This is a genomic window from Bradyrhizobium sp. SZCCHNRI3052 (assembly GCF_032484895.1).
Classification (GTDB): Bacteria; Pseudomonadota; Alphaproteobacteria; order Rhizobiales; family Xanthobacteraceae; genus Bradyrhizobium.
Genome location: NZ_JAUETW010000013.1, coordinates 95,348 through 119,791, shown reverse-complemented (window position 1 = coordinate 119,791; position 24,444 = coordinate 95,348). Strand labels below are relative to the sequence as shown.

Genomic DNA, 24,444 nt, shown 5'->3' with positions numbered 1-24,444 from the left:
AACCCTCTAGACTCCACCTGTTAGTTGTTGAGCAGCCTTGGTTGCTTCGGGGTGGGGTAAACGGCAGTGCGGGGCGAGGGGTACAGGCGCGGGTGGATGGCGCTTCCGATGGTGCTGGCGCTGTCGGCGTGTCAGACCATGGACGAGGGCACGTCGTCGTTCGCCTGGAGCACGAGTGCTGCAGACGCCGGGTTGACGGCGCAGGCGCAGGCGGCGATGCGGTCGCCAACTGGGAATGGCCGGGCCGGCAGGATCTCGGGCTCGCCGCTGCTCGATGATAACAAGGGCGGCCCTGCGACCATGGTCGAAGGCACCGGCCGCTTCGTCGGGGAGCCGCCGACCGGGGCCGTGCCGCGCGGTGCGGAGGATGTCGCTGATGGCGTCACCATCAATCTCGCTGGCGTGCCCGTGCCGCAGGCGGCGAAGACGGTGCTCGGGGATATTCTCGGAGTCAAATACACGGTCGATCCGGGGATCGAGGGGCGGGTCACGATCCAGACGCCGCGGCCGGTGGCGCGGGCGGCGGTGATCGATCTGTTCCAGGCGGCGCTGCGGGCCAACAATGCGGCCGTGGTCAACGTCAGAGGCATCTATCGTATCGTGGCGGCGGACCAGACGGCGGTGTCGGCGGCGTATCGCACCGATGATCCGGCCGAGGGCGGCGAGATGGTCGGCAATGGGCTGCAGGTGGTGCAGCTGAAATATGTCTCGGCCTCAGAGATCCGGCGCGTTGTCGAGCCGATCGCGCCGCGCGGCGGGGTGGTGCGGGTCGACGATGCGCGCAACCTGATCACACTGTCCGGCAATCGCCAGGAGATCGCGGCGATGATGGAGGCGATCGCGCTGTTCGACGTCGACACCATGAAGGGCATGTCGTTCGCGCTGATCCCGGTCAAGACCTCGGCGCCCGACGCGATCGCAACCGAGCTGAAAAGCGTGTTCGGCTCCGATCGCGGCGACGGGCCGATGGCCGGCATGGTGCAGTTCGTGCCCAACAAGCGGCTGCGCTCGATCCTGGTGATCTCGCCGCAGCTGGCCTATCTGCGCCGCGCCGAGAGCTGGATCCGCAAGCTCGACGCGCAGGCGCAAGGGTCCGAGAAGCAGCTCTTCACCTATGCCGTGCAGAACCGCCGCGCCCAGGAGCTGGTCGACGTGCTGCAGTCGATGTTCCCCACCGATACGCAGGCCGCGACGACGGCGCGGCGCACGGTGGCGCCGAACTACCAGGAGGCGAGCGTGCAGTCGCAGCCGTCGTCGTCCGGCGGCGGACTGTCCGGATCGTCGTCGCCGTCCTTCACCGGCGGGCTCGGCGCATCCAGTGGCGGCTTCGGCGGCATGCGCAATGCGGCGCCGGCGGCTGCGGCGCCCAGCGTGATGCCGGCGGCGGCTCCGGCTGCACCCACCGGCCGCGAGGGCGATGCCGACGGGCCGCGGCTGCGCATCGTCGCCGACGAGGCCAAGAACGCGATCCTGATCGAGGCAGCGCAGGCCGACTACAAGCGCGTGCTGCAGGTGATCGAGCGGCTCGACCAGATGCCGAACCAGGTGTTGATCGAGGCGACCATCGCCGAGGTCACCCTGAACGACGAGCTGCGGTTCGGCGTGCAATGGTACATGCAGAAGCACAGCTCGAAATTCACCTTGACGGAGGCGGTCTCCGGCGCCGTCAGCTCGGTGTTTCCCGGCTTCTCCTACGCGCTGACAGCGGCCAACATCGCTGCCACGATCGACACCCTGAACCAGATCACCAACGTCAACATCGTCTCCTCGCCGTCGCTGGCGGTCATGGACAACAAGCCGGCGGTGCTGCAGATCGGCGACCAGGTGCCGATCACGACGCAATCGGCGACCGGCACCCTGACGCCCGGCGCGCCGATCGTCAATTCGGTGAGCTACAAGGATACGGGCGTGATCCTGTCGATCATCCCGCGCATCAATGAGAGCGGGCGGGTGCTGCTCGACATCGAGCAGGAGGTGTCGAGCGTGGCGCCGACCACGTCATCGAACATCGATTCGCCGACCATCCGGCAGCGCAAGATCAGGACATCGGTGGTCGTGAACGACAATGACGCGCTGGTGCTGGGCGGGCTGATCCAGGAGGGCCGCACCACCGGCCGCAGCCAGCTGCCGATCATTGGCGACATCCCATTTATCGGCAATTTCGCCGGCAGCCGCGACAACGTCATCGGCAAGACCGAGCTGATCATCCTGATCCGGCCGCACGTGATGCGCAGCCTCGACGAGGCGCGCAGCGTGACCGAGGAGTACCGCCACTTCATGGCGATCGAGGGTCCGCATCGCCGGCAGCCGGCGCGGCGGCGGGTCGAGGACACCGGACGCAGGATTCTCGACTGATGCCGCGCTTCCGCTACCGCGCCTACGGCACCGACGGCTCCTTCGCGGAGGGGACGATCGAGGCCGCGTCCGCGGATGCGGCGAGCGCGACGCTGTGGGCGCAGGGGTTGTCGCCGTTCCAGATGCAGGCCGCCGATAGCGCCGGCACGGCATGGTGGAACCGCGAGATCACGCTCGGCAACGGCGCGGCGCGCGCGGACCTCTTGGCCTTCACGCGCGAGTTCGCCACGCTCTGCGCGGCCGACATTCCAATGGACGACGCCTTGCGCATCGTGCAGACGCAGGCCTCGGCCGTGCGGTTGCGCACCCTGGTCGAGGCACTGCTCGCCGAAATCCTCAATGGCCGGCCGCTCTCGGAGGCGATGCAGGCGCAGCCGCGCATCTTCCCGGCCGACTATGTCGCGGTCATCAGAGCCGGCGAGAGCGGCGGGCGGCTGGCGCAGGTGCTGACCGAGCTCGCCGAGCTCCTGGAGCGGCGGGCGGAGATCCGTGCGCGCATCCAGTCGGCGCTGATCTATCCCGCGATGCTGATCGTGCTGAGCCTCGCAACGCTCGCGATCATCGTTGGCGGCGTGATCCCGTCGATGGCCCCGATCTTCACCCAGAGCGGCAAGCCGCTGCCATTGACCATCCAGCTGATGCTGGCCTTGAAGGCGCATTGGCTCGAGATCGTGGTCGGCGGCGTTGCCACCATCGTGGCTGGGGGGGTGGTCGTCGCATTCGTGCTGGCCGATCCCGGCCGCCGCCGGCGTCTCGACCGGCTCGCGCTGCAGCTGCCGCTGCTCGGCGGCTTCCTTCTGCAGCAGGACACCGCGCGCTTCGCCCGCACGCTCGGCACGATGCTGATGGCCGGCGTGCCGTTGATAGCGGCGACGAAATCGGCGAGCGACGTCGTCGACAACCGTCATCTCCGCGCCGGCATGGAACAGGCGATCGAGCGGATCCAGCAGGGCACAGCGCTGCACCGCGCGCTGCGCAACGAGGTCGCCTTGCCGGCCGTGGCGCTGCAGATGATCGCGGTCGGCGAGGAGGCGGGCAAGCTCGACCGCATGCTGCTGCGCGTGGCGCAGATGCTGGAGAAGCAGCTGCAGACCAGCGTCGATCGCTTCATGGCGGCGTTGACGCCGGCGATGACGGTCGGCATCGCATTGATCATCGGCGCGCTGATCATGCCGGTGATGAACGCCGTCCTCAGCATCAATGATCTGGCGGGGCGATGAGCGCGCGGGCGGCAGTGGGACGGGACGAGGCAAGCGCCGGCTTCACGCTGGTCGAGATGCTGGCCGTGCTCGTCATCCTGGCGCTGACGGTATCCGCCGCCGTCCCTTTGCTATCACGCGGCGCCGGCACGGTGAGCCTCGATGCGGCGACAGGCGAGATTGCGTCGGCGCTGCGCGCGACGCGCTCGGCTGCGATCGTGCAGAACCGCGTGATGACCTTGACCATTGACGTCGACCGCCGGACCTTCAGCTCGGACGTCGTCCGGCTGCGCACCTTTGCGCCGGAGATCCAGGCGAAGCTGACCTATGCCGCCGCGACGCGCGTGGGCGCCGCCGTGGGCGGCTTCCGGTTCTTTCCGGACGGCTCGTCGACCGGCGGCGATCTGAGCCTGGAGTTGAACGGGCATCATATCAGGCTCTGTGTCGAATGGCTGACAGGGACGGTGCGGACCGCCGCGACGTGTTGAGGGGAGGGGACGATCATGCTGGGATGGATGGAATGTCGTGATGTCGTGAAGCTGCGCGTGGCCGCGTGGCGCGGGCAATTCCGGCTTCGTTTACGCAGAGGCCGCGATGGCGAGGCCGGCTTCACCTTGGTCGAGATGCTTGTCGTCATCACCATCATCGGCCTGATCATGGGTCTCGTCGGCCCGCGCGTGCTGAGCTATCTCTCCGACTCCAAACTCAAGACGGCGCGGATCCAGATCCGCAGCCTGTCCTCGGCGCTCGACCTCTATCACCTCGACAACGGCCGCTACCCGACCGCAGCCGAAGGGCTCGGTGCGCTGGTGCAGAAGCCGGCCACCGCGACCACCTGGAACGGGCCCTATCTCAGCGGCACCCTGGTCCCGAACGATCCGTGGGGACGGCCCTATGTCTACAGATTCCCGGGACAGCACGGCGCCTACGACATCGTCTCGCTCGGGCCTGACGGACGCGAGGACGAGACCTCGGCCACGGCCAATGTGACGAGCTGGCAGCCGTGACTCCCGCCACGGCAGAGATGAAGCACGCGGACGGCGACGACGCCGGCTTCACGCTGGTGGAGGTCCTCGTTGCGCTGGCCATGCTGTCGGTCGGCCTCGCTTTGGTGATGAGCCTGTTCTCGACCGGACTGTCACGAACGGGCATGGCCGAACGCGTGGCTGGTGCCGTTGCGCTGGCGCAGTCGCTCATGGCCCAGGTCGGCAATTCGATTCCGCTGCGCACCGAGACGCGCGATGGCGCCGCGGCGAACGGCTATCGGTGGCGCCTTGCGATGCAGCCCTATCGGCCGGTGCAAGGCGGCGATGCACGCCCGGTCGAGCTGTATCAGGTCTCGGTCGAGATCGGCTGGCAGGAAGGGCAGGACCCGCGCTCCTATGCGCTCTCGACGCTCCGCCTCGGGCCCAGAGCCTCCAGATCGCAGTGAGCCAGGCCGATGACGTCGCCGAAAGCAAGCGGGATGGATGATCGCGACGCAGGCTTCACCCTGGTCGAGGTTCTCGTTGCGCTGGCGCTGTTCAGCCTGCTCGCCGTTCTGCTGTTCGACAATCTCAAATTCGGCGTGCAGGCCTGGCGCAGCGGCAGCGCCCGCGCGGAGTCGTTCCAGCGCGAGCTCGTAGCGCAGGACGTGCTGCGGCGGCTGATCGGCAATCTCTATCCGATGATGCTGGGCGAAGGCGCGGCGCAGCGGCGCATCGATATCGACGGCCAGGCCGAGAGCCTCGAGTTCCTCAGCGACGCGCCGGCCGTGTCCGGTGGGGCCGGCCGCTTCCGCTTCAAGCTGTTCGCCGACCGCAGGCGTGACGGGGTCGATCTCGTTCTGCAGTCCCGACCCGAACTGGCGGTGAAGCAGGACACCGAGCGGACGCTGCTGGTGTCCGACATCGATCGGATCGAGCTCAGCTATGCGGCAAGAGCAACGGGAGACGCCAATGCGGCCTGGAGCACAAGCTGGAAGGATCAGAGCGAGGCTCCCGGCCTGATCCGGCTGCGGGTCCTGATGCGTCCCGACGATGCCCGTCACTGGCCGGAGCTCGTGATCGCGCCGCGGGTGCAGGCCGATGTGGCCTGCGTCTACGATGCGCTCACGATGCGCTGTCGCGGGCGATAGGGGGCGACATGCCGGTGCTGTCGGTTCTCTGGGGGCTCGCGCTACTGACAGCGATTGCACTGTCGCTGTCATGGTCGAGCAGCGTGTCCTATGGCCTTGCCCGTAACGGCGTCGATCAGGCTGCTCTCGGTGCGCTCGTCGAGGCCGGCGTGAACGCCGCCATCGACGGTCTGCTCGATGCCAGGGCGGACCGCCGCTGGCGCGCCGACGGCCGTCTCTACACCCTCGATTTCAACGGCACGCGGATCGGCATCAGGATTCAGGACGAGCTCGGACGGGTCGACCTCAACCAGACCGATGAGGCAATGCTGAACAGCCTGCTGCTATCAGCAGGGCTGGACGCGCGGGCCGCCGCTGACCTGACCGACAAGATCGTGGACTGGCGAACCGCAACGTCCCTGAAGCATCTGAACGGCGCCAAGGACCGGGACTACGCGTCGCGCAACGCCGCCTATCATCCCCGCAACGGTCCGTTCCAGAGCGTCGATGAGCTGCTCCTGGTGATGGACATGACTCCGGCGATCTTTGCGCGGATCGCGCCGGCGCTCACGGTCCATTCGGGACGGCAGTTCGTCGATCCGCAATTGGCGCCGCGCGAGGTGCTGCGCGCGCTGCCCGGCATGACCGCGCAGAGTGCCGAAGCGACGCTGGCCGCGCGCGACGGTGCCAGGTCTGGCCTCGCCGAAGGCAACCCGATGACGGTGCTGCGTGGGCGCGCCTTCACGATCCGGACCGAGTTTTCCCAGGCGTCGCGCGTCGTCGAAGGCGAGGTCGCGGTGCGCCTGACGGAAAATCCGCAGCAGCCCTATTGGGTGCTGAGCTGGGGGACGCGATGACCGGACGCGCAGGGCCAGCGATGCAGCAGGACGCCGCCTTCGCCGCAGACATCGAGGAGCCGCGAGCGCAGCTGCACCGGTCCATGCCCGACATGGACCGGACCGCATTGTTGCAGAGTTTTGGCGACTTCCTGCGCGAGGAAGGCATCGTCGATCGCATGAGCCTCGACCGTGCCGGACGCGCGGCGCAAACCACCGGAGACAGGCTCGACACCGTGCTGACCAAGCTCGGTCTGGTGTCGGAGGCCGGTCTGGTCGCGGCGTTGTCGAAATTCCTGGCACTCGATCTGGTGCGTCCGGATCAGATTCCGATCGACCCTGTGTTGCCCGAACTGGTCGAAGCGGAGTTCGTGCGTCACAATCATGTGCTGCCGCTCGGCTGCAGCGATGGCCGGCTTGCCGTCGGAGTGACCGATCCGTTCAACCACGATCCGATCCGGGCCCTTGCATTCCTCACGGGCCTTTCGGTCGACATGCGGCTGTTCACGGCGGCGGATTTCGACAAGGCCTGCGCGGGGCTCTATCCCGCCATGTCGCGCAGCGACGAGACCCGCGCCACCGGCGGCGCCGAGGCCAACGAAGCCGACGTGCAGCGGCTGCGCGATCTTGCGAGCGAGGCGCCGATCATTCGCCTCGTCAACCAGATCATCACCAACGCCGTCGAGGCGAGGGCGTCGGACATCCATATCGAGCCCAATGTGGACCAGGTGCTCGTCCGCTATCGCATCGACGGCGCCTTGCGCTCGGTCCAGGTGCTCGCGGCGGACCTGCGTGCCGCGATCACGTCCCGCGTGAAGATCATGTCGAAGCTCGACATTGCGGAGCGGCGCCTGCCGCAGGACGGGCGCATCAAGATCGCGGTCCGTGGCATCGACATCGACTTCCGCGTCTCCACGATCCCCACGGCCTTCGGCGAAAGCGTCGTGCTGCGCGTGCTCGACCGCAATCGCATCAGCCTCGATTTTGTCGAGCTCGGCTTCTCCGCGGAGCATATCGCGACGCTGCAGGCGCTGCTGCAGCAGCCCAATGGGATCATCCTGGTCACAGGACCGACCGGCAGCGGCAAGACCACGACGCTGTATACGGCGCTGAAGACGCTCAACAGCACCGAGCGCAAGATCTTCTCGGTGGAGGACCCGATCGAATATCAGATGCCGGGGATCAATCAGGTGCAGGTCCAGTCGGAGATCGGGCTGACGTTTCCTCACGCGCTGCGCTCGATGCTCCGGCAGGATCCGGATATCATCATGATCGGTGAAATCCGCGATCTCGAGACGGCGCGCATCGCCATCCAGGCCTCGCTGACCGGTCACCTCGTGCTCTCGACGCTCCACACCAACGATGCGGCGTCTGCGATCACGCGGCTGATCGACATCGGCGTCGAGAACTATCTGTTGGCCTCGACGCTGAAGGGCGTGATTGCGCAGCGCCTGGTACGCAGGCTCTGTTCCCGTTGTTCCCATGGTCATCCGCAGGCGAGCTATTGGGCGGAGAGCTTCGAGCGGTCCGTGACCGGACTCCGTGCGTTGGGGCAGCCAGACATTCGCCAGCCGCAAGGCTGCTCCGATTGCGGCAATGCCGGCTTCTCCGGACGTTCGACCATCGCGGAGATGCTGGTCATCGACGAGGCATGTCAGAGCCTGATCCTGGCCAAGGCGTCGGACACTGCGATCGAGCGCGCCGCCCGCGAGCAGGGCATGCAGAGCATGTACGAGACCGGAGTCCGGAAGGTCTGGCGCGGCGAGACCACGATCGACGAAGTTCTGCGCGCGACGCGCATGGGATAGGGCGGCGGGACGGGCGATGCATGAGAGCAAGGATAGAGGCGCGTTGCTGGCCACGGTTCGTGCGGCGCGTCCGCGCGACTGGGCGCAATCGGCGGCCGCCTGGTGGTGCAGGGAAGCGGTCGATCTGCTGCCGCAACGGTTCGTAGCCGCGCTGGCGCCGGCCGGCCGGCCGAGACTTCTGGTCGATCGCGACGACACGGGGATCCGGCTTCAGTTGAACGATCCCCGATCAGGAGTGCAGGCTGGTGAAACGACCCATGCAGGTGAGGTGACGGCGGCGATCGCATCCATCCTGCAGCGTCATGGTCTGGATCGGCGCGACGTGGATCTGGGCTTGCGTCTGCCGGAAGAGAGTGTTTTTCGCCGCGAGCTCATGCTTCCACCCGAGGCGAAGGGCGCGATCGATACGATCGTGCCGCAGGACCTGTTGCGCCGGACGCCGTTCAAGGCGGAGGACATCTATTGCGACCACTTGACCGCCACATCGCCTGACGGTCGGATCGCGGTTCGGCAATGGGTCACGCGGCGCCATCACGTGCAGCAGGCCGCAGATCAGCTCGGGCTTGCCGTCGCGCACATCGACTTTGTCGTGTTCGGCGACGATCAAACCTCGCCGTCGATCCGACTGGCGCGTCCTGCGGCTGCCCGCAAGACCTCCACCGTTGCGATCGCAGTGCTCGGCGCGCTCGCCGTGCTTCTTGGGTCCAGCATCGCGGTCCTGACCTTCGCCCGGCAACAGGCCACGCTCGATCGGCTCGATGCCGAGATCGTTGTGGCCCGCAAGGGCGCCGAGCGCGTTCGCGTCCTGGTGGATCAATTGCGGGAGCGGCGGACGGCGCTGTCGCGCCTTCGTCTGCAGCGCAGCGAAGTGCCGGGATTGATCGACGTCTGGGATGAAGCCTCGCGCATTCTGCCGAAGCATTCCTGGCTGACCGAATTGCGGCTCGTGGAGGGAGCGAACCCGCGGAGCGCAACGGTCACGATGACCGGATTCTCGGCCGCGGCGCCGAGCCTGATCAACACGCTCGGTGGATCGAGACTGTTCGTGGACGCTGCCCTGACGTCGCCGGTCGCGATGGATCCGATCGAGAACCGGGAACGCTTTTCATTGCAGGCCAGGATTCGTGTGCCCGATGCCATCAAGGAGGTGGCGCCATGAGCGAATGGACGAAGCGCAGGGACGCGCTCGGACGCCGCGGCCTTTTCATCGTCGTCAACCTCGCGCTTCTTGCGCTGTTGTTCTGGGGCTTCGTGGCGCCGATCGCGGCGATGTTCGCCGAGCGGGAGGCGCGGATCCAGCAACAGCAGGCGCTGCTGGCACGGTTGAGCGCGATCGCAGCCCAGGCATCGGCCATCGAGGGCCTTGCCTCCGAAACCGAGTCGCAGCTCCAGAACGGGGAGTTTCTGACGGGTGCGAATGAGAACGTGATCGCCGCCGACCTGCAGACGAAGCTGAAGACGATCATGGGCAATGCCGGCGCCCAGTCCCGCGCGATTCAATCGCTGCCGGGCCGGACCGTCGATCAGATCAAGTACAGCGGCGCGCGGATCGATCTGTCCGGGCCGTTGCCCGCCGTCATGCGTGCGGTCCACGCGGTCGAGAGCGCAAGGCCATATTTGTTCATTGCCAATGCGGTGCTGAAGAGTGCGCCTGCGATGCGCCCGGGAACGGCCGAGGAGCCAGTGCTTCAGGCGCAGCTCGACATCTACGGTGCGGTGCAATGAGGAGCCTCGTGCGATGGCGGGGGACGCCGCTTGCCGGAGTTCTGGCGCTCCTGGCGGGTCTTGATCTAGTGCTCGGCGCCTGGCTCGCGACGTCGGTCGGAGGCGGAGAAGCGTCCGGCGCCCGCCGCGCGGCTTGGGAAGCGCCGGTGCCCCGGACCATGGCGGGCGTGGCTGGACGGCAGCCGCTGCAGACATATGCCGAGATCCTGGCCCATCCGGTGTTCCAGAAGTCGCGCGAGCCGTTCGTTCCGCCCCCACCCGCGCCGCCACCGCCGATGCCGGTGGCCGCTCCGCCCCCGGTGGCCACTGACCCGGGCCTCCTGGTCGGCGGTGTCATGATCAACGGCGGCACGAGCAAGGCCTATCTGCTCAGCAAGGTTGGCGGGGGCGCAGGCTCCTGGATCAACGAAAACGAGACGTTTCAGGGCTGGCGGGTGACGTCGATCGACGCGTCAGGTGTTCGGATCGAGCAGGCGGGGCGCGCGATCGAATTGCAGCTCTACCCCAAGAATTGAAGAATACAGGCCGCGCTGCGGCCCCTCGAGCCGGAGTAGAATAGCCTTGTTCGCACAGACGAAAGATCAAGGGCCAATCCGCAGACAGCCGCTCGTAGAGGAGGAGCGCGAATTGTTCGTTCCTGCTTGGCTCAGCTTCTCGGTGCTCTCATATGAGCTAGGTCTCTTACATGTCTTCTCGAAACCGTCGTCCGCCAAGCGATCTTCGGACCATGGCAGTCCCAGAGATCAGAAATGCCAGTCATAGCGGTCCTGTGGATCCTAGGATTATTGACAACGTTGTCACTGTCGCTGCTCTGGGGCAGCGAGGTGTCGTACCGCCTCGCCCGCAACGATTGTGAACTTGCGATTCTGAGTGCGACTGCAGACGGGGCGCTGGACTACGCCGTGTCGGGATTGTTTGATCAAAAATCTGATCGCCTCTTGCGTCCAGGTGTAGGCGAGGTTCACCTGCTCCACTTTGGCGAAGCCGAGATCCGGATCGTGATCCGGGACGAGCTCGGCAAGATCGACATCAACCAGGCCGACCCCGCCTTGCTTGCCAGTTTGCTGCGGTCGGCGGGGCTAAACGCCGATGCGGCAAGTGGGCTTGCAGACAAGATCGTGGACTGGCGAACCGCGAGCGAACTGAAGCATCTTAATGGCGCCAAGGAGTTCGACTATCGCGCGGCGAATAGTCCCCACCGGCCGCGCAACGGTCCGTTTCAGAGCGTCGACGAGCTTCTTCTCGTAATGGACATGACGCCTGCTCTCTTTCAGCGGATCGAACCAGCCGTGACCGTGTATTCCGGAAGCCAGTTCGTTGATCCACGACGTGCCACACCTGAAGCTCTGGCGGCGATGCCCGAGATGATCAGTAAGCAAGGGGTGGCCTCAGATCGCCCGCCTCCATTTCCGATCGGCGCAAACGAAGAGCCAACGTCATCCTTGCGCGGTCGCGCCTTCATGATCTGTATCGAAGTCGCAAAGTCAGGCCATGTTTCTCGATATCGAGCTGTTATTCGAATGACAGACGATCCGGTACATCCCTATTTCCTTCTCAGCTGGAAGATGACGTAAGCTCGCTACCGGCGCTCTGTCAGAGACGTAGTGTCTGTGGAACACCTTCCTGGCCGTGTCCATTCGTAAGCGTTGTCCAGTTCCCACCCTTCGGCCGCTGATTGATCTGCGAGGTCTGTGGTCTGTTGTTGTGGATCGTAGGGCTTAGAATGGATCCTGACGCGTAGTGTTATCATGGAGCCGGCACGTTGCAGGTGTTCACCGGTGGAGGCCCGCCGTCGTTGTTGGAGCGGCGAAACGCGGAGCGGTCGCGCTTGTCGAGCTGGATTTCGACGGTCTGAAATCCTTGAATGCCTTCGCCGCAGTCTCCCAAACAGGAATGCGGAACGAATCTCCCGGCTCCGCGCATCACCGCCCGTAAGCGGGATCATCCTGCTCAAACGCTAGGACAAGTCTCAAATGAGGGCTTCGTCTCAGCGCATGCCTAACCTTCTCCGTCATTAGCCATCGATTCGATCGCCGACAAGTATCAACATCATTGTGACCTTGCCCCCAAGTTTTATCCAGATCTGAGTTCGTTCGGGCCGTTGGATGTGCCCGTCCGGGCGGTCGTAGCGGCGGGAGCTGGGGCGGAGCTCTCGGCATAGCGCAGCGCCAGATCCCGACGCGGATTGCAGGTGGCGGCGAACTCGGATGGCGTCTTCCATCCGAGCTGGGAGTGCGGTCGAGCGTCGTTATAGTCGGCCTGCCAGCATCGGAGCGCAACGCGGGCCTGGGCGAGCGAGGTGAACAGCGTCTCGTTCAGCAGCTCATCCCGCAGGCGGCCGTTGAAGCTCTCGATGAAGGCGTTCTGCATGGGCTTCCCCGGTGCGATGTAGTGCCAGGCGATGGGCTCTGATCGGCCCATGTCAGGATGGCATTGCTGGTGAGCTCGCTGCCGTTGTCGCTCACGACCATCTTGGGCTTGCCGCGCTTGGCGACCAGCCGGTCCAACTCTCGAGCGACCCGGGCGCCCGAGAGTGAGGTGTCGGCCACCAGCGCCAGGCACTCGCGGGTGCAGTCGTCGACCACGGTCAGGACGCGGAGTCGCCGGCCGTCGGTCATCTGATCCGACACGAAGTCGAGCGACCAGCGATCATTCGGGAGCAGCGGCACCGTCATCGGAGCTCGTGTGCCGAGGGCCCGCTTGCGGCCACCTCTGCGGCGCACCGTGAGCCGTTCCTCCCGGTACAGCCGGAACAGCTTCTTGTGATTGACCGCATAGCCCTCCCGCTTGAGCAGGACGTGCAGGCGACGATAGCCGAAGCGGCGGCGCTCATGGGCGATCGCCCTCATGCGCTGCCGCAGCCCGGCATCATCGGCTCGGCTCGTCTGATATCTGACCGTCATGCGGCAACATCCGATGGCTTTACACGCCCGCCGTTCGCTCATCCCGTGAACACCCATGAGATGTGCGACAGCTTTCCGCTTCGCAGCGGGCGTCACCACTTCTTTCCCAGGAGATCCTTCAGGGCGGCATTGTCCAGCATGGCGTCCGCCAGCAGCCGCTTGAGCCGCGTGTTCTCGTCCTCCAGCGTCTTCAGCCGCTTGGCCTCCGAGACGTCCATTCCGCCGAACTTGGCCTTCCACTTGTAAATGCTGGCGTCGCTCACGCCATGCTTGCGGCACAGATCGGCGACCGGAACGCCAGCCTCGTGCTCCTTCAAAATCCCGATGATCTGCTCTTCCGTAAAGCGGCTGCGCTTCATGCTCTGGTCCTCGTTGGGGCCAGAACGAACTTCAAGCTGGATTAAGCCCGAGGGGCAAGGTCAATTGGTATGAGCCGGTCCATCCGCTAACCGCCGGATCACTGCAATGTAGTGGTGAAGTCATGTTGGTTCTTTCGAGGAATCAGGACCCAGCAATGAGCGCGTCGAGGCAGTCTAACGGCGCCGGTGCTCCCAGGGCGTCAAAGAGCTCTGACGCCGTTGACGACCGGGTCGCTTGACTTACAGCCTGTTCAGGATCCGTCTTGTCAAAGTACTGCTCAATGAGTGCGGGACGTTTTGTTATATAGTCGACGGCGCGCTGCCGCATCTCACTAAAGCGAATTTCAGGCGCCTGGCGCAGAGTTACCGATATCTTCCTAGTCCCACCATTCAAAAAGCTGAATATTCTTCGCCAACGGCTTTCACCCCAAAGATGCTCGAAGCGAATCTCATCAATCCGCCAGATTGTCCCGTCACGATCCAAAACAGTTACCCCGAGATAGCGCTCAAGGACCCGTTCTCTCGGACCCGTCGAGACTTTGAACGCATCGCTGCTATATGGCAGGATCGTTTCTCTTCTCTCATCAAAGAACAGCAAGGTACGTGGCCCACTATCTGCAGTCACATCCGCCTCCCCGGGGTGAAGTGCCCGCTAAAATTGCGCCGATCGTTAGGCTCTTAGACCATCCGGGGCCAGCCACCCAAGCCAGCTCGGGATACTGCGCGAGCGTCGAATTGAGGGACGCGGAGATGGGATTGGTGTTCCAGGGCTGGTTCTTAATCCAATCCGGTACCATCCGTCCTATGCCTTGGTTCCGCTCCAATAGCCAATGATGTCTTACCTGCCCTTCCCCGAGCAGCTGAATGCCTTCCCTGTTCATCCATTTGCGTGTCGCGTTCCAAGTATGACTCCCAAAATCCTTAAATCGGAACGCTCCCTTCTCCAAGGCGCCAGCGAGGCCCCCCCCGACGAGGCTGAGTCCAACCTCTCCGAGGTTAATGCACCGCCAGTTTCCGCCGTTCTCGTAGAGCTGAAGTCCAATATCTGCTGCGGCAAAAGCGAGGCCCCACGCGAATTCTCCTGTCGGATCTGTAAAAGAGACAGGATTCCCGCCAGCGTAAACATAGAGGCTCGGCCCTGCGACGAGCCCAAGCGGATCTGCCTGCGTGTATCTCCCAATCGATGCATCGTAATGCCGATGCCAGTTGTAGTGAAGCCCTGACTCGACGAGAAAATACTGACCCGGATATCGCAGGTTGTTGCTTGCGGTTCCGGTGATCGAGCGGACCTCACCGTAAGGCCAGTACCATGCGTCCCAAACCACGGTCTGGTTTGCGTCGGTCATCTTGCTCGGGCGATCGAGATGATCAGGATGCACGTACCATTGTTTGGGCGTTGCCGTGTCCAGATCTGCAAAAAGCGCAAGGGGTGTATCATCCAGCCAGACGTATTCCCGCTGCGTCGTGCCGTTCGCGCCTGCCTCGGCCAATAGCCGCCCAGAGCTGTCATAGATATAGTGGGTCGTAGTCGATGGCGTCATATTCTGGGTGGTCCGAACGGCCATCCGCTCGAGCCCGTCATAGACGTAGCTCGCGGTCACCGTCGTGCCGATTGTGAGCTGATCGAGCCGATTACGATTATTATAGCGGTAGTTGTAGGTCGTAGTGCCCCTGACATCAGTGACGATATTGCCGGCTCCGTCATTCGTGACGCTCCGCAGCGTATTCGTGCCCTCAGTGGTGCCGACGTAGAGATTGCTGTTGTACGGATAGCCTAAAACTCTTGTCGTGGTGGTTGTGCCATTTGTAAAGACGTCGCCGGTCCGATTGCCGACCGGGTCCTGCCAATAGGTCTGCGTCCCCCAGTCCCCGTAGACATTCTGCAGCCGATGACCCGGAGTGAAGACATAGTTGTCGGTCCGACCGGCGACATTGTTGTCCCAGACATTGGTGATGTCGAAATCATCGTACCAATAGGTATAGGCGCGGTTGATGACCGAATTCGATCCCTGCTCGACCATGAAGGTGCTCAAATTGTAGTCCTGCGTGAATGTCTTCCACAGGATTAGGTCGTTGCCGTACGAGAGCGACTGCAATGGACCGAAGGGTTGGTACGTCACCCACTTAGCGAGCAACATTTCGGCAGTTGCGGCGCCCGGCTGCTGCGTCACGGTGTTCACGAGCCCCGTTGCACCGCGGTAATAGTTGACGATCCGGCCGGATGGATAGGTGATGCGGGTCAGATTGCCGTCGAGATCATAGGAATAGCCAACGAGGTAGACGATCCCGGCTGTTGTCTTCTTCTCCTGAATGGCCTGTCCCAGCGAATTGAAGGTCCACTCGATGCTCCCGGAGGCGTCGTCGATCCGTGTCAGGCGCCCAACGCCCTTGTTTCCGCCAGATGTCCCATCCCAGGAAAATGTGACGTTCTCCCCCGGTGCAGCCGGATATTGCTTGCTCAACAAGCGCCCTGCTGCGTCATAGGTCAGATTGGTAACGACGCCACGCCCGTCAGTCATTTGCGTCGGTCGGCCGGCGGCATCGTAGACATAGGTGGTCGTGCCCGTATCGGGGCTCGTTCGCTGGATTACGTCGCCGAAGCCGTTCCGCACGAAAGTGGTGTTGAGAGAGCGGGGATCGCTATAGCTGGTTACTTCATCTCTGCCATCGAGGGTGACCGTCTCGCTGTTGCCCTCCTCGTCTTTCGAATTGATCAACCTGTTCAGCGAATCGAATGACCAGCCGAAGACATTCGAGCGCGGGTCGGTGATCGAGACGCGATTGTTGGTCTTGTCGTAGCCGTGAACCCAAGTCTGCTTTGAAGCCCCGATGAACTTCAACAGTCGGCCGAGTTCGTCGAATACGGCCGTCTGCGCCAACTGGATGGTTCCGTCGGATCCCTTGATCTGCCGCGCTGTGACGTTGCCCATCGCATCGCGCGTCAGTGAGATGGATGCGCCAGTATTGTCCTGGATCTGGACCACCCGCCGCGCATCATCATAGGTATAAGACAGATAGGCGCCGTTCGCGCGCGTCACTCTGGTGACATCGCCAACTGCATTGTATGTCAGCGACATCGTCGCGGCCAATCCCGACGGGTCGACGGTGACAGTCAGTAGTCGGCCGAGCGCGTCGTAGGTAAGGCTGGTGGTGACGCCGTTGGGATCGGTGACGAGCGTCGGCTGTCCGCGGTAATTGACCGAGTTGATGATCGTGACCTGTCCGATCTCGTTTGTGTAGGAGGCAGGATAGCCGTTGGCATCGTACGAGAAAGAGACCGTATCGCCTGGGCCGGGGAGGGGGCCGTCAACGCTCGACAGCAGCGTCCCGGTATAGTTGAACGTCCAGGTCCGCGTCTGTCCATTGGTCGAATACGGCGCCGTCTGCGACGTCGTGTCGGTCTGGGTCACTTGCGACAGCTGACCGGCCGCGCTCCAGGTGTATGTCGTGGTTAGGCCAGGTTCGACCTGTTGCGCGACCACATTAAAGGTGTTGTCGTACACGAAACCCGTGGTAGTCGCCGCTGCGGTGCCACTTCCGCGTACGATCGAGGTCGGGCGTCCGTACGAATCCCTCGTATAGGCTGTGACGCGTCCCTCGTCATCGATGACCTGACTGACCTGCCCAAGCGTATTGTAGCTGACAGATCGGGCCGAAGCGGGGCAATTGGTGGTCGCCTGGCCGGCCACTCCTGCTGACTTCATCGTTCCCTCTCGCTTTGCAAACGAGTAGGTGGCCTGCTTTCCAAGAGCATTGGTGACCGTACGGGTCACGGCAGCATCGTCATAAACAACCGTGGTCAGGTCTGCGCCACCCGCGTGCGAGCTGGAGATCGGTCGCCCATCCGGATCGTATGCCCAAGTTGCGTAACGTACGCCTCGGGCGTCAGTCACCCCGGTGAGAAGGTCCGGAAAGGTCGTGTTCTCGTAGTGATACGTCGTCACATCGAGCTGCTGCCATACTCCGTTGTTCTTTTCCGACCTCGTGACAGTCGTCAGGTTGCCGTTCGTATATCCGTAGTCGATCTTGAAGTATTCCGTTCTGCCCACGCTCTGCGCATAAGTGTAGAATGTTGCGGTTGAGACGTGAAGAGGGGCCCCCGATGCGCTCGTCTCGTAGTGGAAATCGATGGATCGCGAATCACCGAAACTTACGGCATCGATCCGCGTTGGATGCACGGCTGTGTTGGCGATGATGTCCTTGCTGACGCCGTTCCTTTCCGTGATCGATTTGGGCCAATAGGTATTCCCGCTCTGTATGAAAATGACCGTTCGATCATTCTCGTCCTTGAACGAGAAGAGCTTCGTGCCGCCATTGTCGAAGCTCGTCAGCGATACTTTTGAGTCGCTATAGGCGCTCGCGTAGACCCCCGGCGTCGTCTGGTTGAAATCGTATTCGACGCCGTCTGGCGAGAACACGGCAACGGTGTTGCCAACGAGTATCTCGTACTCGAAATCGAAGTGCCACCGTGTCGTGCCTAGCCGCTGTCCCGGCGTTCCGCGGCTTCGATAGTGGCGTACAAGCCCTAGCGGCCGCGCTCCTCCCGACACGAAGTCGACGGCATCCTCAGACTTCGAAGATCCCGAGAGTGAGATCGGATTGCCAACGCTCGGATCAGTTGTGCACGGATCGGGGTTGTTCTGCGGCGCGGGTGCGTGGCTGTTCGGGGGGCCGCGGCTCGGATCCTTTGTGCACACTCCTCTCTGCAGCGCGTAGCCGGAGACGCAGTCGGGCGATGTGATGTTGATCTCGTACGCCACTCGGGTGGCGTCGGCAACGTAGCAAATAAGGCTGCCGTTCGGGCGAACTTCGACGCCGTTGAATTTCAACGGCAAATGAACGTCATAATCGTAAAAGCCGATGATGATATATTGCGGGTACAAAGCTGCGAGCTGACAAGCGGCAGCTGGCTCGGTGACGTACTGGGTAGTCAGAGGGATATTGTTGACGACGATCGGATATCCCAATTGCGGGTTTGCATCGGCTGCGGTTGCGGCGCACGCGAGAATGAAACAGGCTCGCCCCAGGCAACGAAAATGACGCGCCGCCCCGAGAAACATCTGGAAAATTGGAGCAAGAACCTTCAAGCCAAAAGTACAGCCAGAATCAGTATTTCTAATCCAAGAGGATACGAAATATTGGATTGTAGAGTGCTCGATCGCTCTTTGTCCCGCCGCTCCGATCGCTGACGACATCCCATGCCCCTCGCCTGCTTCCCCGTAGATTTACGGGGGCATAAGATAGAAGTCGCATTATACCTTCAACGGTGGTGCGGCTTTATCAACAACTTTAGGGTGAGCCGCTAGAATTGGTCTGAATGATTGCAGGAGCTATCGCCGAAAGTTGGTGACGGCGGGAGTCCGAAGGCGGCATCGGAAGGCTGCGGGGCCAAAGGCTTGAGCGGATCATTGAGACCAGGCCGAGGCAAGGTGTGATTTCGCTGGGGGAGTTGGTGGTGCGCAGGCTGCGGGGGCGCTCGGCTTCTGAGTTCATCGTCGGAGCTATCGGAGATCGAAGAGGTGGTACCTATTGGAATCGCCGGGCCACGAACTCTCGGCACTCCCATATTCTCTTATGTCCTGGTTCTGGTGCTGGGGTGGCTGACCCTATCGATTCTTTTGGTTGTGCGGCTACAGTTGTTCAATTCGCGGGTCCTAACCCTTGAGGAGGCAAGGCCCTCGTGATCAAGTCGATCAAAGAGTCGTCGATGGATCAGGAGGACGCAGATCGCTTGGGGGTGCAGGTTCGCAGGGTCAAATCGGTTCACCGCATGGCCCAAGCCGTCGCTGAGGCACGCGGTTGAAAGCAGGCCGGCCTGCCGACGTACCTCGATCGCCGTGTGAGTGAGGTCCGGCCGACGTTCTAATACGATGCCCCGGACGCTCTGTATCAGCTTCGTGCCGTCCATCAGCGACGCAATGAGCTCCCTGGTTAGTTCGCCCAGGCGCGGCAGATCGTTGTCATATGCGTCGATATCGAATGCCGTCAGCCCGGGATTTCCCTGCACGGCCTGAGGCGCTCGCTAAATCGGAGACGTGGCATGTTTCAGTTTCAGGACAAGAATTATCGAGGGTTCCCGACGGATATCACCGTCTCGTACGCTAATGCTTCGCTTGGACGCGAGGCGCGACGGGCCGCGGTGGCACCGAAACTTTGCAGGACGTCCGAATGAGGAAATGTCTCGATTTCTAGCAGATTGGAAGGCTCGGAACCCTATGCCGAACGTCTTCAAGCAGCAGTGGGATCGCATTCCAAAGGTCTACAAGGGCATAGGCGCCGGCGTGGGGACCGCTGAGTCGGGAAGTGGCGGGGGCGATTGCTCATGCAGGTAATCAGAGCTTTTCTCGCCTGGCTATCTGGGGCCAATTCGCGCCTATCGTGGCTTGAGAAGCAGGTTCTCGATTGTGTGCGAGCGCGGCTGGATGATCGAATTCGATATTTGTGGGATCGTCAGGTTCAGACTATCAACAAGGTCCAACGGCTGCCAAACGGCGTTGAGGTGGACTTCTACAGGATGTCAAACGGACGACCGAGCTTCGACGGGAGTATCGCATTCCCCAACAAGAGAGAGGTGGCTTTGGCTACGGTAAGCATCGAGATGAACGGCCTGGGGACGTTGGATGCAACAGTCTGGTCCGTCAATGGGTTCATGTTCTCGATCGAGTATAAGGGAAGCGTTGGTGACTTTGAGGAAGCAGCCGCCGGTATGGACCCCCTGCCTGGGTTCAGGATCAGCTGTGGTTTGACTGCCGATCTGTTAGCTGCCTGAAGAGTGTCAGGCAGGATGTCATCATCGGGGTGCGATTGTTATACGAGCCGTTGAGTAGCCAACAGTGTTGACGGATACGCTGACCGAATGGTCGATGTTGTGACCGAGAACGGCAGCTGCGCATCGGCGCCACTGAGGATGACCAAAGCGCCATGCAGCAAGCACTCCACTGCTCCAGTGGCGGGTGCGCGATCGACCCTCAGCTCTATTCCCGAAACTGACGACGTTCTAAGCTTGATGGTTCAAACGCCCAGGGCTGGGAGAATCCCCCTGCGGGTGCCCGGATGTATACGAATCAAACGAGCCATCGACTTTCCTGCGCAGCAAGGGTGGCGAGCAGCCCAAAAGCCAGAAATGGTCCAAACGGGACCGCGCTCCTCCGTGTGACGGAGTAGCCAGCCGCATGTAGGGTGGCGACTACCGCGAGCGCCGATAGTGAGGCGGACAACAACTGGAGAGGGATGCCGACCATACCAACCCAAAAAGTCGACGCAGTCAGTAGCTTCACGTCGCCTAGTCCCAGGCCCTGCTGCCTTCGGATGACGAAATAGAGCCAGCGTAGGAGCCAGACGGCAGCAGCGACGATCATTGCCTGGAGAATTGTTTCGACGACGGCAGGCAATCCGCCCAGGGCAGCTGCCCGAAACGCCCCAATTAGGGCGATCGTCGCATTCAGCGCGTTGGGTATTGTTCTGCGCTTGAAATCGATCCAAGCCAGCAAAACCAAAAGGCATGGTAGGAAGATCAGACAAGCCGTAGCTACCCCAAGTCCGGTCATCGCGTACTAGGCTGTAAACTCATAAACGGTACGTAGCTGGGTTTCACCAGCCACTGGCGTTTAGGAGGAGACACGGGCAATCGTGCCGCTTCCCTCGACATAATGAATCAAGCCGGCCTCGACGGTATCGATCATAATACCCGACGAAAGGGTGCCCCCACCGACCAGTTCCGTTGTCGGCATATCCCAGCCCTCATAGCCCTCCGCGAACTCGCGGCTGTCAAAGTCGCAGACGACCACCCCCCTCATTCCATCGGCAATAACCTTGTCGCCGACCCTGATCTCGTGCCCCGTATCGTATTGCATTCGTCACCCGTTCGTAGGCAATGGCTTCCACGAAGCGACAGTTTGTGATTCAGGCTTACCATGAGCCGATACGACCTGACAGACTTCGAGTGGCGCATGATCGAGCCGCTGCTGCCCAACAAACCGCGAGGCGTGCCCCGCGTCGATGACCGGCGGGTGCTGCGATCCGGTGCGCCATGGCGCGACCTGCCCGAGCGCTATGGCCCGCGCACCACCTGCTACGACCGCTTTGTGCGATGGCGAAAGGCAGGTGTGTGGAACCGGTTGATGGACGCCATCACCGCCGCGCACGACGGCGCGATACAGATGATCGACAGCACCTCCGTTCGCGCCCACCAGCAGGCCGCGACGGCAAAAAGGGGGGTGCAGATCACTGTCTCGGTCGATCACGCGGAGGGCTCACGACCAAGATCCACGTCGTCGTCGACGCGCAGGGTCTCCCGATCCGGCTCGGCCTGACGGCAGGACAGGCCCACGATGGGCAGATCGCCGATACGCTGCTCGAGCATCTCGGCCCGCGCACCATCGTGCTGGCGGACAAGGCCTATGACGCCGACCGCATCCGCGCGCTGATCCAGGACCAGGGCGCCACGCCAAACATCCCGCCCAAGAGCAACCGGCGCTGGAAGCCCTGCTTCAGCAAGCGCCTCTATCGCGAGCGTAACCTCATCGAGCGGTTCTTCTCCAAGCTCAAGCACTTCCGCCGCGTCGCCACCCGTTACGACAAGCACGCCGCCAACTTCCTCGCCATGGTCCAGCTTGCCTCACTGCGCCTATGGCTGCGGGCTAATGAGTCTACGGCCTAATGAGCTGCGCGCGGGGATAGTGCTGGATGCAGTCGAATCCGAATCCCCACAGTGCACATTTGATTGCGAAAATCACCTTCTCGCCCCGCGCGTGAAGCAGGCGATTGATATTGCCCACAAAATCTCCGCGTTCGAGTGCTCTATTACCCTGAGTAAACACTCAAGCTATTACCTCATTTCAAGTGTCAATGCGGGAAGTCACGACTTCGCTTCTGGCCGATGTTTTGGTCGTGTTCTGCATCAAAGTCAGGAGGCAGGCCAGCGGCTTGCCGAACATCGCCCCTAGCTCGGCTCGCGTGATTCGCGGCGAGACCCCACCCTACTCGCGGCGGTAATCGTCCTCGATTCGGATGATGTCGTCCTCGCCGAGATAGGATCCGGTCTGGACCTCGATCAGTTCCAGCAGGATCTTGCCCGGGTTTTCCAGCCGATGCACCGCGCCCATCGGGATGTAGATCGATTCGTTCTCGTGCACGGTCTTGACGGTCTCGTTGACGGTGACCCGCGCCGCCCCGCGGACCACGATCCAGTGCTCGGAACGGTGATAGTGCTTCTGCAGCGACAGCCGCTGGCCCGGCTTGACGACGATGCGCTTGACCTGGTGGCGCTCGCCATTGTCGACCGACTGATAGCTGCCCCAGGGCCGGTGTACCTTGATGTGCGCCTCGGTGACCTCCGGCGCCACCATTTTGAGCCTGGCGACCAGCCGCTTCAAGCCATTGGCATCGCGCTGACGCGACACCAGCACGGCATCCTGCGCCGCCACCACGACGAGATCATCGACGCCCTCGAGCGCGACCAGCGCCTTGTCGGTGACCACGTTGCAATTGCGGGAATCCTCGAACACGGCAGTGCCGCGCGCGGCGTTGCCCTGCGCGTCCTTGTCCGACAGCTCCCAGACCGCGTGCCAAGAGCCGACGTCCGACCAGCCGCAGGACACCGGCGCCACCGCAGCGCGCTCGGTCTTCTCCATCACGGCATAATCGATCGAGATCGGCCTGGCCGCTGCGAATGCATCGGAATTCAGGATGATGAAGCTGAGGTCGCGGACCGCTTTGGTCACCGCATCGACCACCGTCTGCACGCTGGCGGCATCGTATTTGCGGTATTCGTCGAGCAGCACCGATGCGCGGAACATGAAGTTGCCGCTGTTCCAGAGATAGCCTTCGCGAATGTAGCGCTCGGCGGTCGGCTGATCCGGCTTCTCGACGAATTTTGCGACCGCCCGCACTTCCCCGGACCGGTGCACCCGGGCTGATATAGCCGTATTCGGTGGCCGCGCGCTCCGGATTGACGCCGAAGGTGACGATGCGGCCGGCCTCGGCGGCAGCGAGCCCCTGGCGGCACGCCGCGAGAAAAGCGGGGGTGTCGCGGACGACGTGATCGGCCGCGAGTGCCAGCACGACAGCGTCCTGATGGCGCGACTGGGCGAAGGCCGCTCCGGCGGCGATGGCCGGGCCTGAATCACGCCGCATGGGCTCCAGCAAAACGTCTGCCTCGATGCCGATCTCGGCCAGTTGCTCCAGCACCATGAAGCGATAGGCCAGATTGGTGATGATGATCGGCCGCTCGAAGAGATCGGCATCGGAGACGCGCAGCAGCGTGTCCTGGAACGTGGAACGGGCGCCGAACAGCGGCAGGAACTGCTTCGGCCTGACCTCGCGCGAGGCCGGCCAGAGCCGGGTCCCGGCGCCGCCGCACATGATGAGAGGAATGATGCGTCCGGTCATGAAATCAACCCGTCAAATCCGATGGTAGTCGCGGTACCATTTTGCAAAACGTCCGATGCCGTCGGCGATCGATGTCGCCGGCCGGAAGCCGATGTCGCGCTCAAGATCGCTGACATCAGCATAGTTGGTCTCGACGTCTCCGGCTGCATCGGCAACATCTTCATGATGGGCGGACGGCCGAACTCCTTCTCAAGCACCTCCCCGAGGGCACGCGTGGCCGGGAGCATCGAGCCCAGATCGGCTTGGTGGGCACTGTCAATCGGAACGGTGACGAAGACGCAAGCAGCCGCGGCCGTCTCGCTCGGATCGGTGGTGAAGTGCAAGTCCGGCCGATTCAGAGTGGCCGACGGGATCTCATAGCTGCTGTCCCTGCCGTCTTCTAGCTTGGCCATTTGGACGACGTCGATGTCAAATCCGATCGCCGGGTGGCCGGCTTGCACGAACGCTGCCGCGACCGGCGAGCCGGCATAAGCACCGCCTATCGCTGCGATCATCAGTCCATGGGACATAAACTGGTGTTCCGGTTGTTTGCGAGGCCATTGACGCCACCCCGCGGCTGTTTAGCCACTGGGGCGTCAGTACCGCAAGGGGGCGGTCTCCGCCGCGGCATCGCCTAAGGTCCGGCCCGCTAGGAGGGGAGTTGCGCGTCGCGCACTCGACTTCGGAACCTTAAGAGCCAAAGTCGCCCTCGTGTGGGTGCATTCTGAATCCCCTCTTTGGATCGCGGCTCGCTCGCGTCTTTTTGGGCCAATGAGCTCGAATTCGCAGGACGCAT

At 62.8% G+C, this 24,444-nt stretch carries 19 protein-coding genes and 2 pseudogenes; 14 read left to right on the top strand and 7 right to left on the bottom strand.

Annotation, left to right across the window (positions count from 1 at the left end):
• Positions 1–96: 96 nt before the first annotated feature.
• The 12 genes from gspD to QW887_RS28255 all read left to right on the top strand — a co-directional run bounded on the left by gspD (position 97) and on the right by QW887_RS28255 (position 11,592).
• On the top strand, positions 97–2,355 hold the full coding sequence (gene gspD / locus QW887_RS28310) for a type II secretion system secretin GspD (protein ID WP_316176026.1): 2,259 nt from the start codon (positions 97–99) through the stop codon (positions 2,353–2,355).
• Positions 2,355–3,575, top strand: a complete 1,221-nt coding sequence (locus QW887_RS28305) for a type II secretion system F family protein (protein ID WP_316176025.1) — start codon at positions 2,355–2,357, stop codon at positions 3,573–3,575. Before gspD ends, QW887_RS28305 begins: the two co-directional genes overlap by 1 nt.
• Entirely contained in the window at positions 3,572–4,042 is a 471-nt protein-coding gene (locus tag QW887_RS28300) for a GspH/FimT family pseudopilin (protein WP_316176024.1), read from the top strand. Before QW887_RS28305 ends, QW887_RS28300 begins: the two co-directional genes overlap by 4 nt.
• A gap of 15 nt (positions 4,043–4,057) precedes the next feature.
• Positions 4,058–4,561, top strand: coding sequence for a type II secretion system major pseudopilin GspG (gene gspG, locus QW887_RS28295; protein ID WP_316195551.1), 504 nt, complete (start codon positions 4,058–4,060; stop codon positions 4,559–4,561).
• On the top strand, positions 4,558–4,986 hold the full coding sequence (locus QW887_RS28290; RefSeq protein WP_316176022.1) for a type II secretion system protein: 429 nt from the start codon (positions 4,558–4,560) through the stop codon (positions 4,984–4,986). Before gspG ends, QW887_RS28290 begins: the two co-directional genes overlap by 4 nt.
• A 9-nt stretch (positions 4,987–4,995) precedes the next feature.
• The gene (locus QW887_RS28285; protein ID WP_316176021.1) at positions 4,996–5,670 is read left to right on the top strand and encodes a prepilin-type N-terminal cleavage/methylation domain-containing protein; all 675 of its coding nucleotides are present in this window, start codon (positions 4,996–4,998) and stop codon (positions 5,668–5,670) included.
• Between the two features lie 8 nt (positions 5,671–5,678).
• On the top strand, positions 5,679–6,506 hold the full coding sequence (locus tag QW887_RS28280) for a type II secretion system protein GspK (protein WP_316176020.1): 828 nt from the start codon (positions 5,679–5,681) through the stop codon (positions 6,504–6,506).
• 20 nt (positions 6,507–6,526) lie between these two features.
• On the top strand, positions 6,527–8,293 hold the full coding sequence (locus QW887_RS28275) for a GspE/PulE family protein (RefSeq protein WP_315759584.1): 1,767 nt from the start codon (positions 6,527–6,529) through the stop codon (positions 8,291–8,293).
• 43 nt (positions 8,294–8,336) lie between these two features.
• Complete coding sequence (locus tag QW887_RS28270; RefSeq protein WP_315759576.1) at positions 8,337–9,452, top strand: PilN domain-containing protein; 1,116 nt, start codon at positions 8,337–8,339, stop codon at positions 9,450–9,452.
• Complete coding sequence (gene gspM, locus QW887_RS28265; protein WP_315759577.1) at positions 9,449–10,018, top strand: type II secretion system protein GspM; 570 nt, start codon at positions 9,449–9,451, stop codon at positions 10,016–10,018. The genes QW887_RS28270 and gspM overlap by 4 nt, the downstream gene beginning before the upstream one ends.
• 158 nt (positions 10,019–10,176) lie before the next feature.
• Positions 10,177–10,533, top strand: a complete 357-nt coding sequence (locus QW887_RS28260; protein ID WP_316195547.1) for a hypothetical protein — start codon at positions 10,177–10,179, stop codon at positions 10,531–10,533.
• Between the two features lie 279 nt (positions 10,534–10,812).
• Positions 10,813–11,592 (top strand): type II secretion system protein GspK, encoded by a 780-nt coding sequence (locus QW887_RS28255; RefSeq protein ID WP_316176019.1) that lies wholly within the window; start codon positions 10,813–10,815, stop codon positions 11,590–11,592.
• Positions 11,593–12,091: 499 nt separating this feature from the next.
• On the opposite strand, the pseudogene QW887_RS28250 reads toward QW887_RS28255, so the two are convergent.
• From QW887_RS28250 to QW887_RS28240, 3 genes and pseudogenes are all read right to left on the bottom strand, one after another.
• Positions 12,092–13,280, bottom strand: a pseudogene (locus QW887_RS28250) (IS3 family transposase).
• Positions 13,281–13,422: 142 nt separating this feature from the next.
• Complete coding sequence (locus QW887_RS28245; protein ID WP_316176305.1) at positions 13,423–13,905, bottom strand: hypothetical protein; 483 nt, start codon at positions 13,903–13,905, stop codon at positions 13,423–13,425.
• Entirely contained in the window at positions 13,892–18,367 is a 4,476-nt protein-coding gene (locus tag QW887_RS28240; RefSeq protein WP_316195544.1) for an RHS repeat-associated core domain-containing protein, read from the bottom strand. Before QW887_RS28240 ends, QW887_RS28245 begins: the two co-directional genes overlap by 14 nt.
• A gap of 1,235 nt (positions 18,368–19,602) precedes the next feature.
• Here QW887_RS28240 and QW887_RS28235 point away from each other — a divergent pair.
• Positions 19,603–20,049 (top strand): hypothetical protein, encoded by a 447-nt coding sequence (locus QW887_RS28235; RefSeq protein WP_316176303.1) that lies wholly within the window; start codon positions 19,603–19,605, stop codon positions 20,047–20,049.
• Positions 20,050–20,344: 295 nt separating this feature from the next.
• Here QW887_RS28235 and QW887_RS28230 read toward each other — a convergent pair whose 3' ends face one another.
• Together QW887_RS28230 and QW887_RS28225 are read right to left on the bottom strand one after the other, a co-directional pair.
• On the bottom strand, positions 20,345–20,827 hold the full coding sequence (locus QW887_RS28230; RefSeq protein WP_316176302.1) for an A24 family peptidase: 483 nt from the start codon (positions 20,825–20,827) through the stop codon (positions 20,345–20,347).
• Between the two features lie 60 nt (positions 20,828–20,887).
• Positions 20,888–21,133: a hypothetical protein gene (locus QW887_RS28225; RefSeq protein ID WP_316165546.1), complete on the bottom strand. Its 246-nt coding sequence runs from the start codon at positions 21,131–21,133 to the stop codon at positions 20,888–20,890.
• 60 nt (positions 21,134–21,193) lie between these two features.
• Here QW887_RS28225 and QW887_RS28220 point away from each other — a divergent pair.
• Positions 21,194–21,939 (top strand): IS5 family transposase gene (locus QW887_RS28220; RefSeq protein WP_316176301.1). Its coding sequence is split into 2 segments (ribosomal slippage): positions 21,194–21,497 and positions 21,497–21,939, totalling 747 coding nucleotides; the frame shifts between segments, so codons are not numbered across the junction.
• 319 nt (positions 21,940–22,258) lie between these two features.
• On the opposite strand, the pseudogene QW887_RS28215 reads toward QW887_RS28220, so the two are convergent.
• Positions 22,259–23,669 (bottom strand): annotated as a pseudogene (locus QW887_RS28215) (mannose-1-phosphate guanylyltransferase/mannose-6-phosphate isomerase).
• Positions 23,666–24,178 carry a hypothetical protein gene (locus QW887_RS34965; RefSeq protein ID WP_410052625.1) on the bottom strand — a complete coding sequence of 171 codons (513 nt, stop codon included), beginning with the start codon at positions 24,176–24,178 and terminating at the stop codon, positions 23,666–23,668. Before QW887_RS34965 ends, QW887_RS28215 begins: the two are co-directional and overlap by 4 nt.
• Between the last annotated feature and the right edge of the window lie 266 nt (positions 24,179–24,444).

Excerpts from the sequence above, each read along its gene's own strand:
- gspD (WP_316176026.1), top strand. The coding sequence starts at position 97 with ATGGCGCTTCCGATGGTGCTGGCGCTGTCGGCGTGTCAGACCATGGAC.
- QW887_RS28305 (WP_316176025.1), top strand. The coding sequence starts at position 2,355 with ATGCCGCGCTTCCGCTACCGCGCCTACGGCACCGACGGCTCCTTCGCG.
- QW887_RS28300 (WP_316176024.1), top strand. The coding sequence starts at position 3,572 with ATGAGCGCGCGGGCGGCAGTGGGACGGGACGAGGCAAGCGCCGGCTTC.
- gspG (WP_316195551.1), top strand. The coding sequence starts at position 4,058 with ATGCTGGGATGGATGGAATGTCGTGATGTCGTGAAGCTGCGCGTGGCC.
- QW887_RS28285 (WP_316176021.1), top strand. The coding sequence starts at position 4,996 with ATGACGTCGCCGAAAGCAAGCGGGATGGATGATCGCGACGCAGGCTTC.
- QW887_RS28280 (WP_316176020.1), top strand. The coding sequence starts at position 5,679 with ATGCCGGTGCTGTCGGTTCTCTGGGGGCTCGCGCTACTGACAGCGATT.
- QW887_RS28275 (WP_315759584.1), top strand. The coding sequence starts at position 6,527 with ATGCAGCAGGACGCCGCCTTCGCCGCAGACATCGAGGAGCCGCGAGCG.
- gspM (WP_315759577.1), top strand. The coding sequence starts at position 9,449 with ATGAGCGAATGGACGAAGCGCAGGGACGCGCTCGGACGCCGCGGCCTT.
- QW887_RS28260 (WP_316195547.1), top strand. The coding sequence starts at position 10,177 with ATGGCGGGCGTGGCTGGACGGCAGCCGCTGCAGACATATGCCGAGATC.
- QW887_RS28235 (WP_316176303.1), top strand. The coding sequence starts at position 19,603 with ATGCAGGTAATCAGAGCTTTTCTCGCCTGGCTATCTGGGGCCAATTCG.
- QW887_RS28230 (WP_316176302.1), bottom strand. The coding sequence starts at position 20,827 with ATGACCGGACTTGGGGTAGCTACGGCTTGTCTGATCTTCCTACCATGC.
- QW887_RS28225 (WP_316165546.1), bottom strand. The coding sequence starts at position 21,133 with ATGCAATACGATACGGGGCACGAGATCAGGGTCGGCGACAAGGTTATT.
- QW887_RS34965 (WP_410052625.1), bottom strand. The coding sequence starts at position 24,178 with ATGTCCCATGGACTGATGATCGCAGCGATAGGCGGTGCTTATGCCGGC.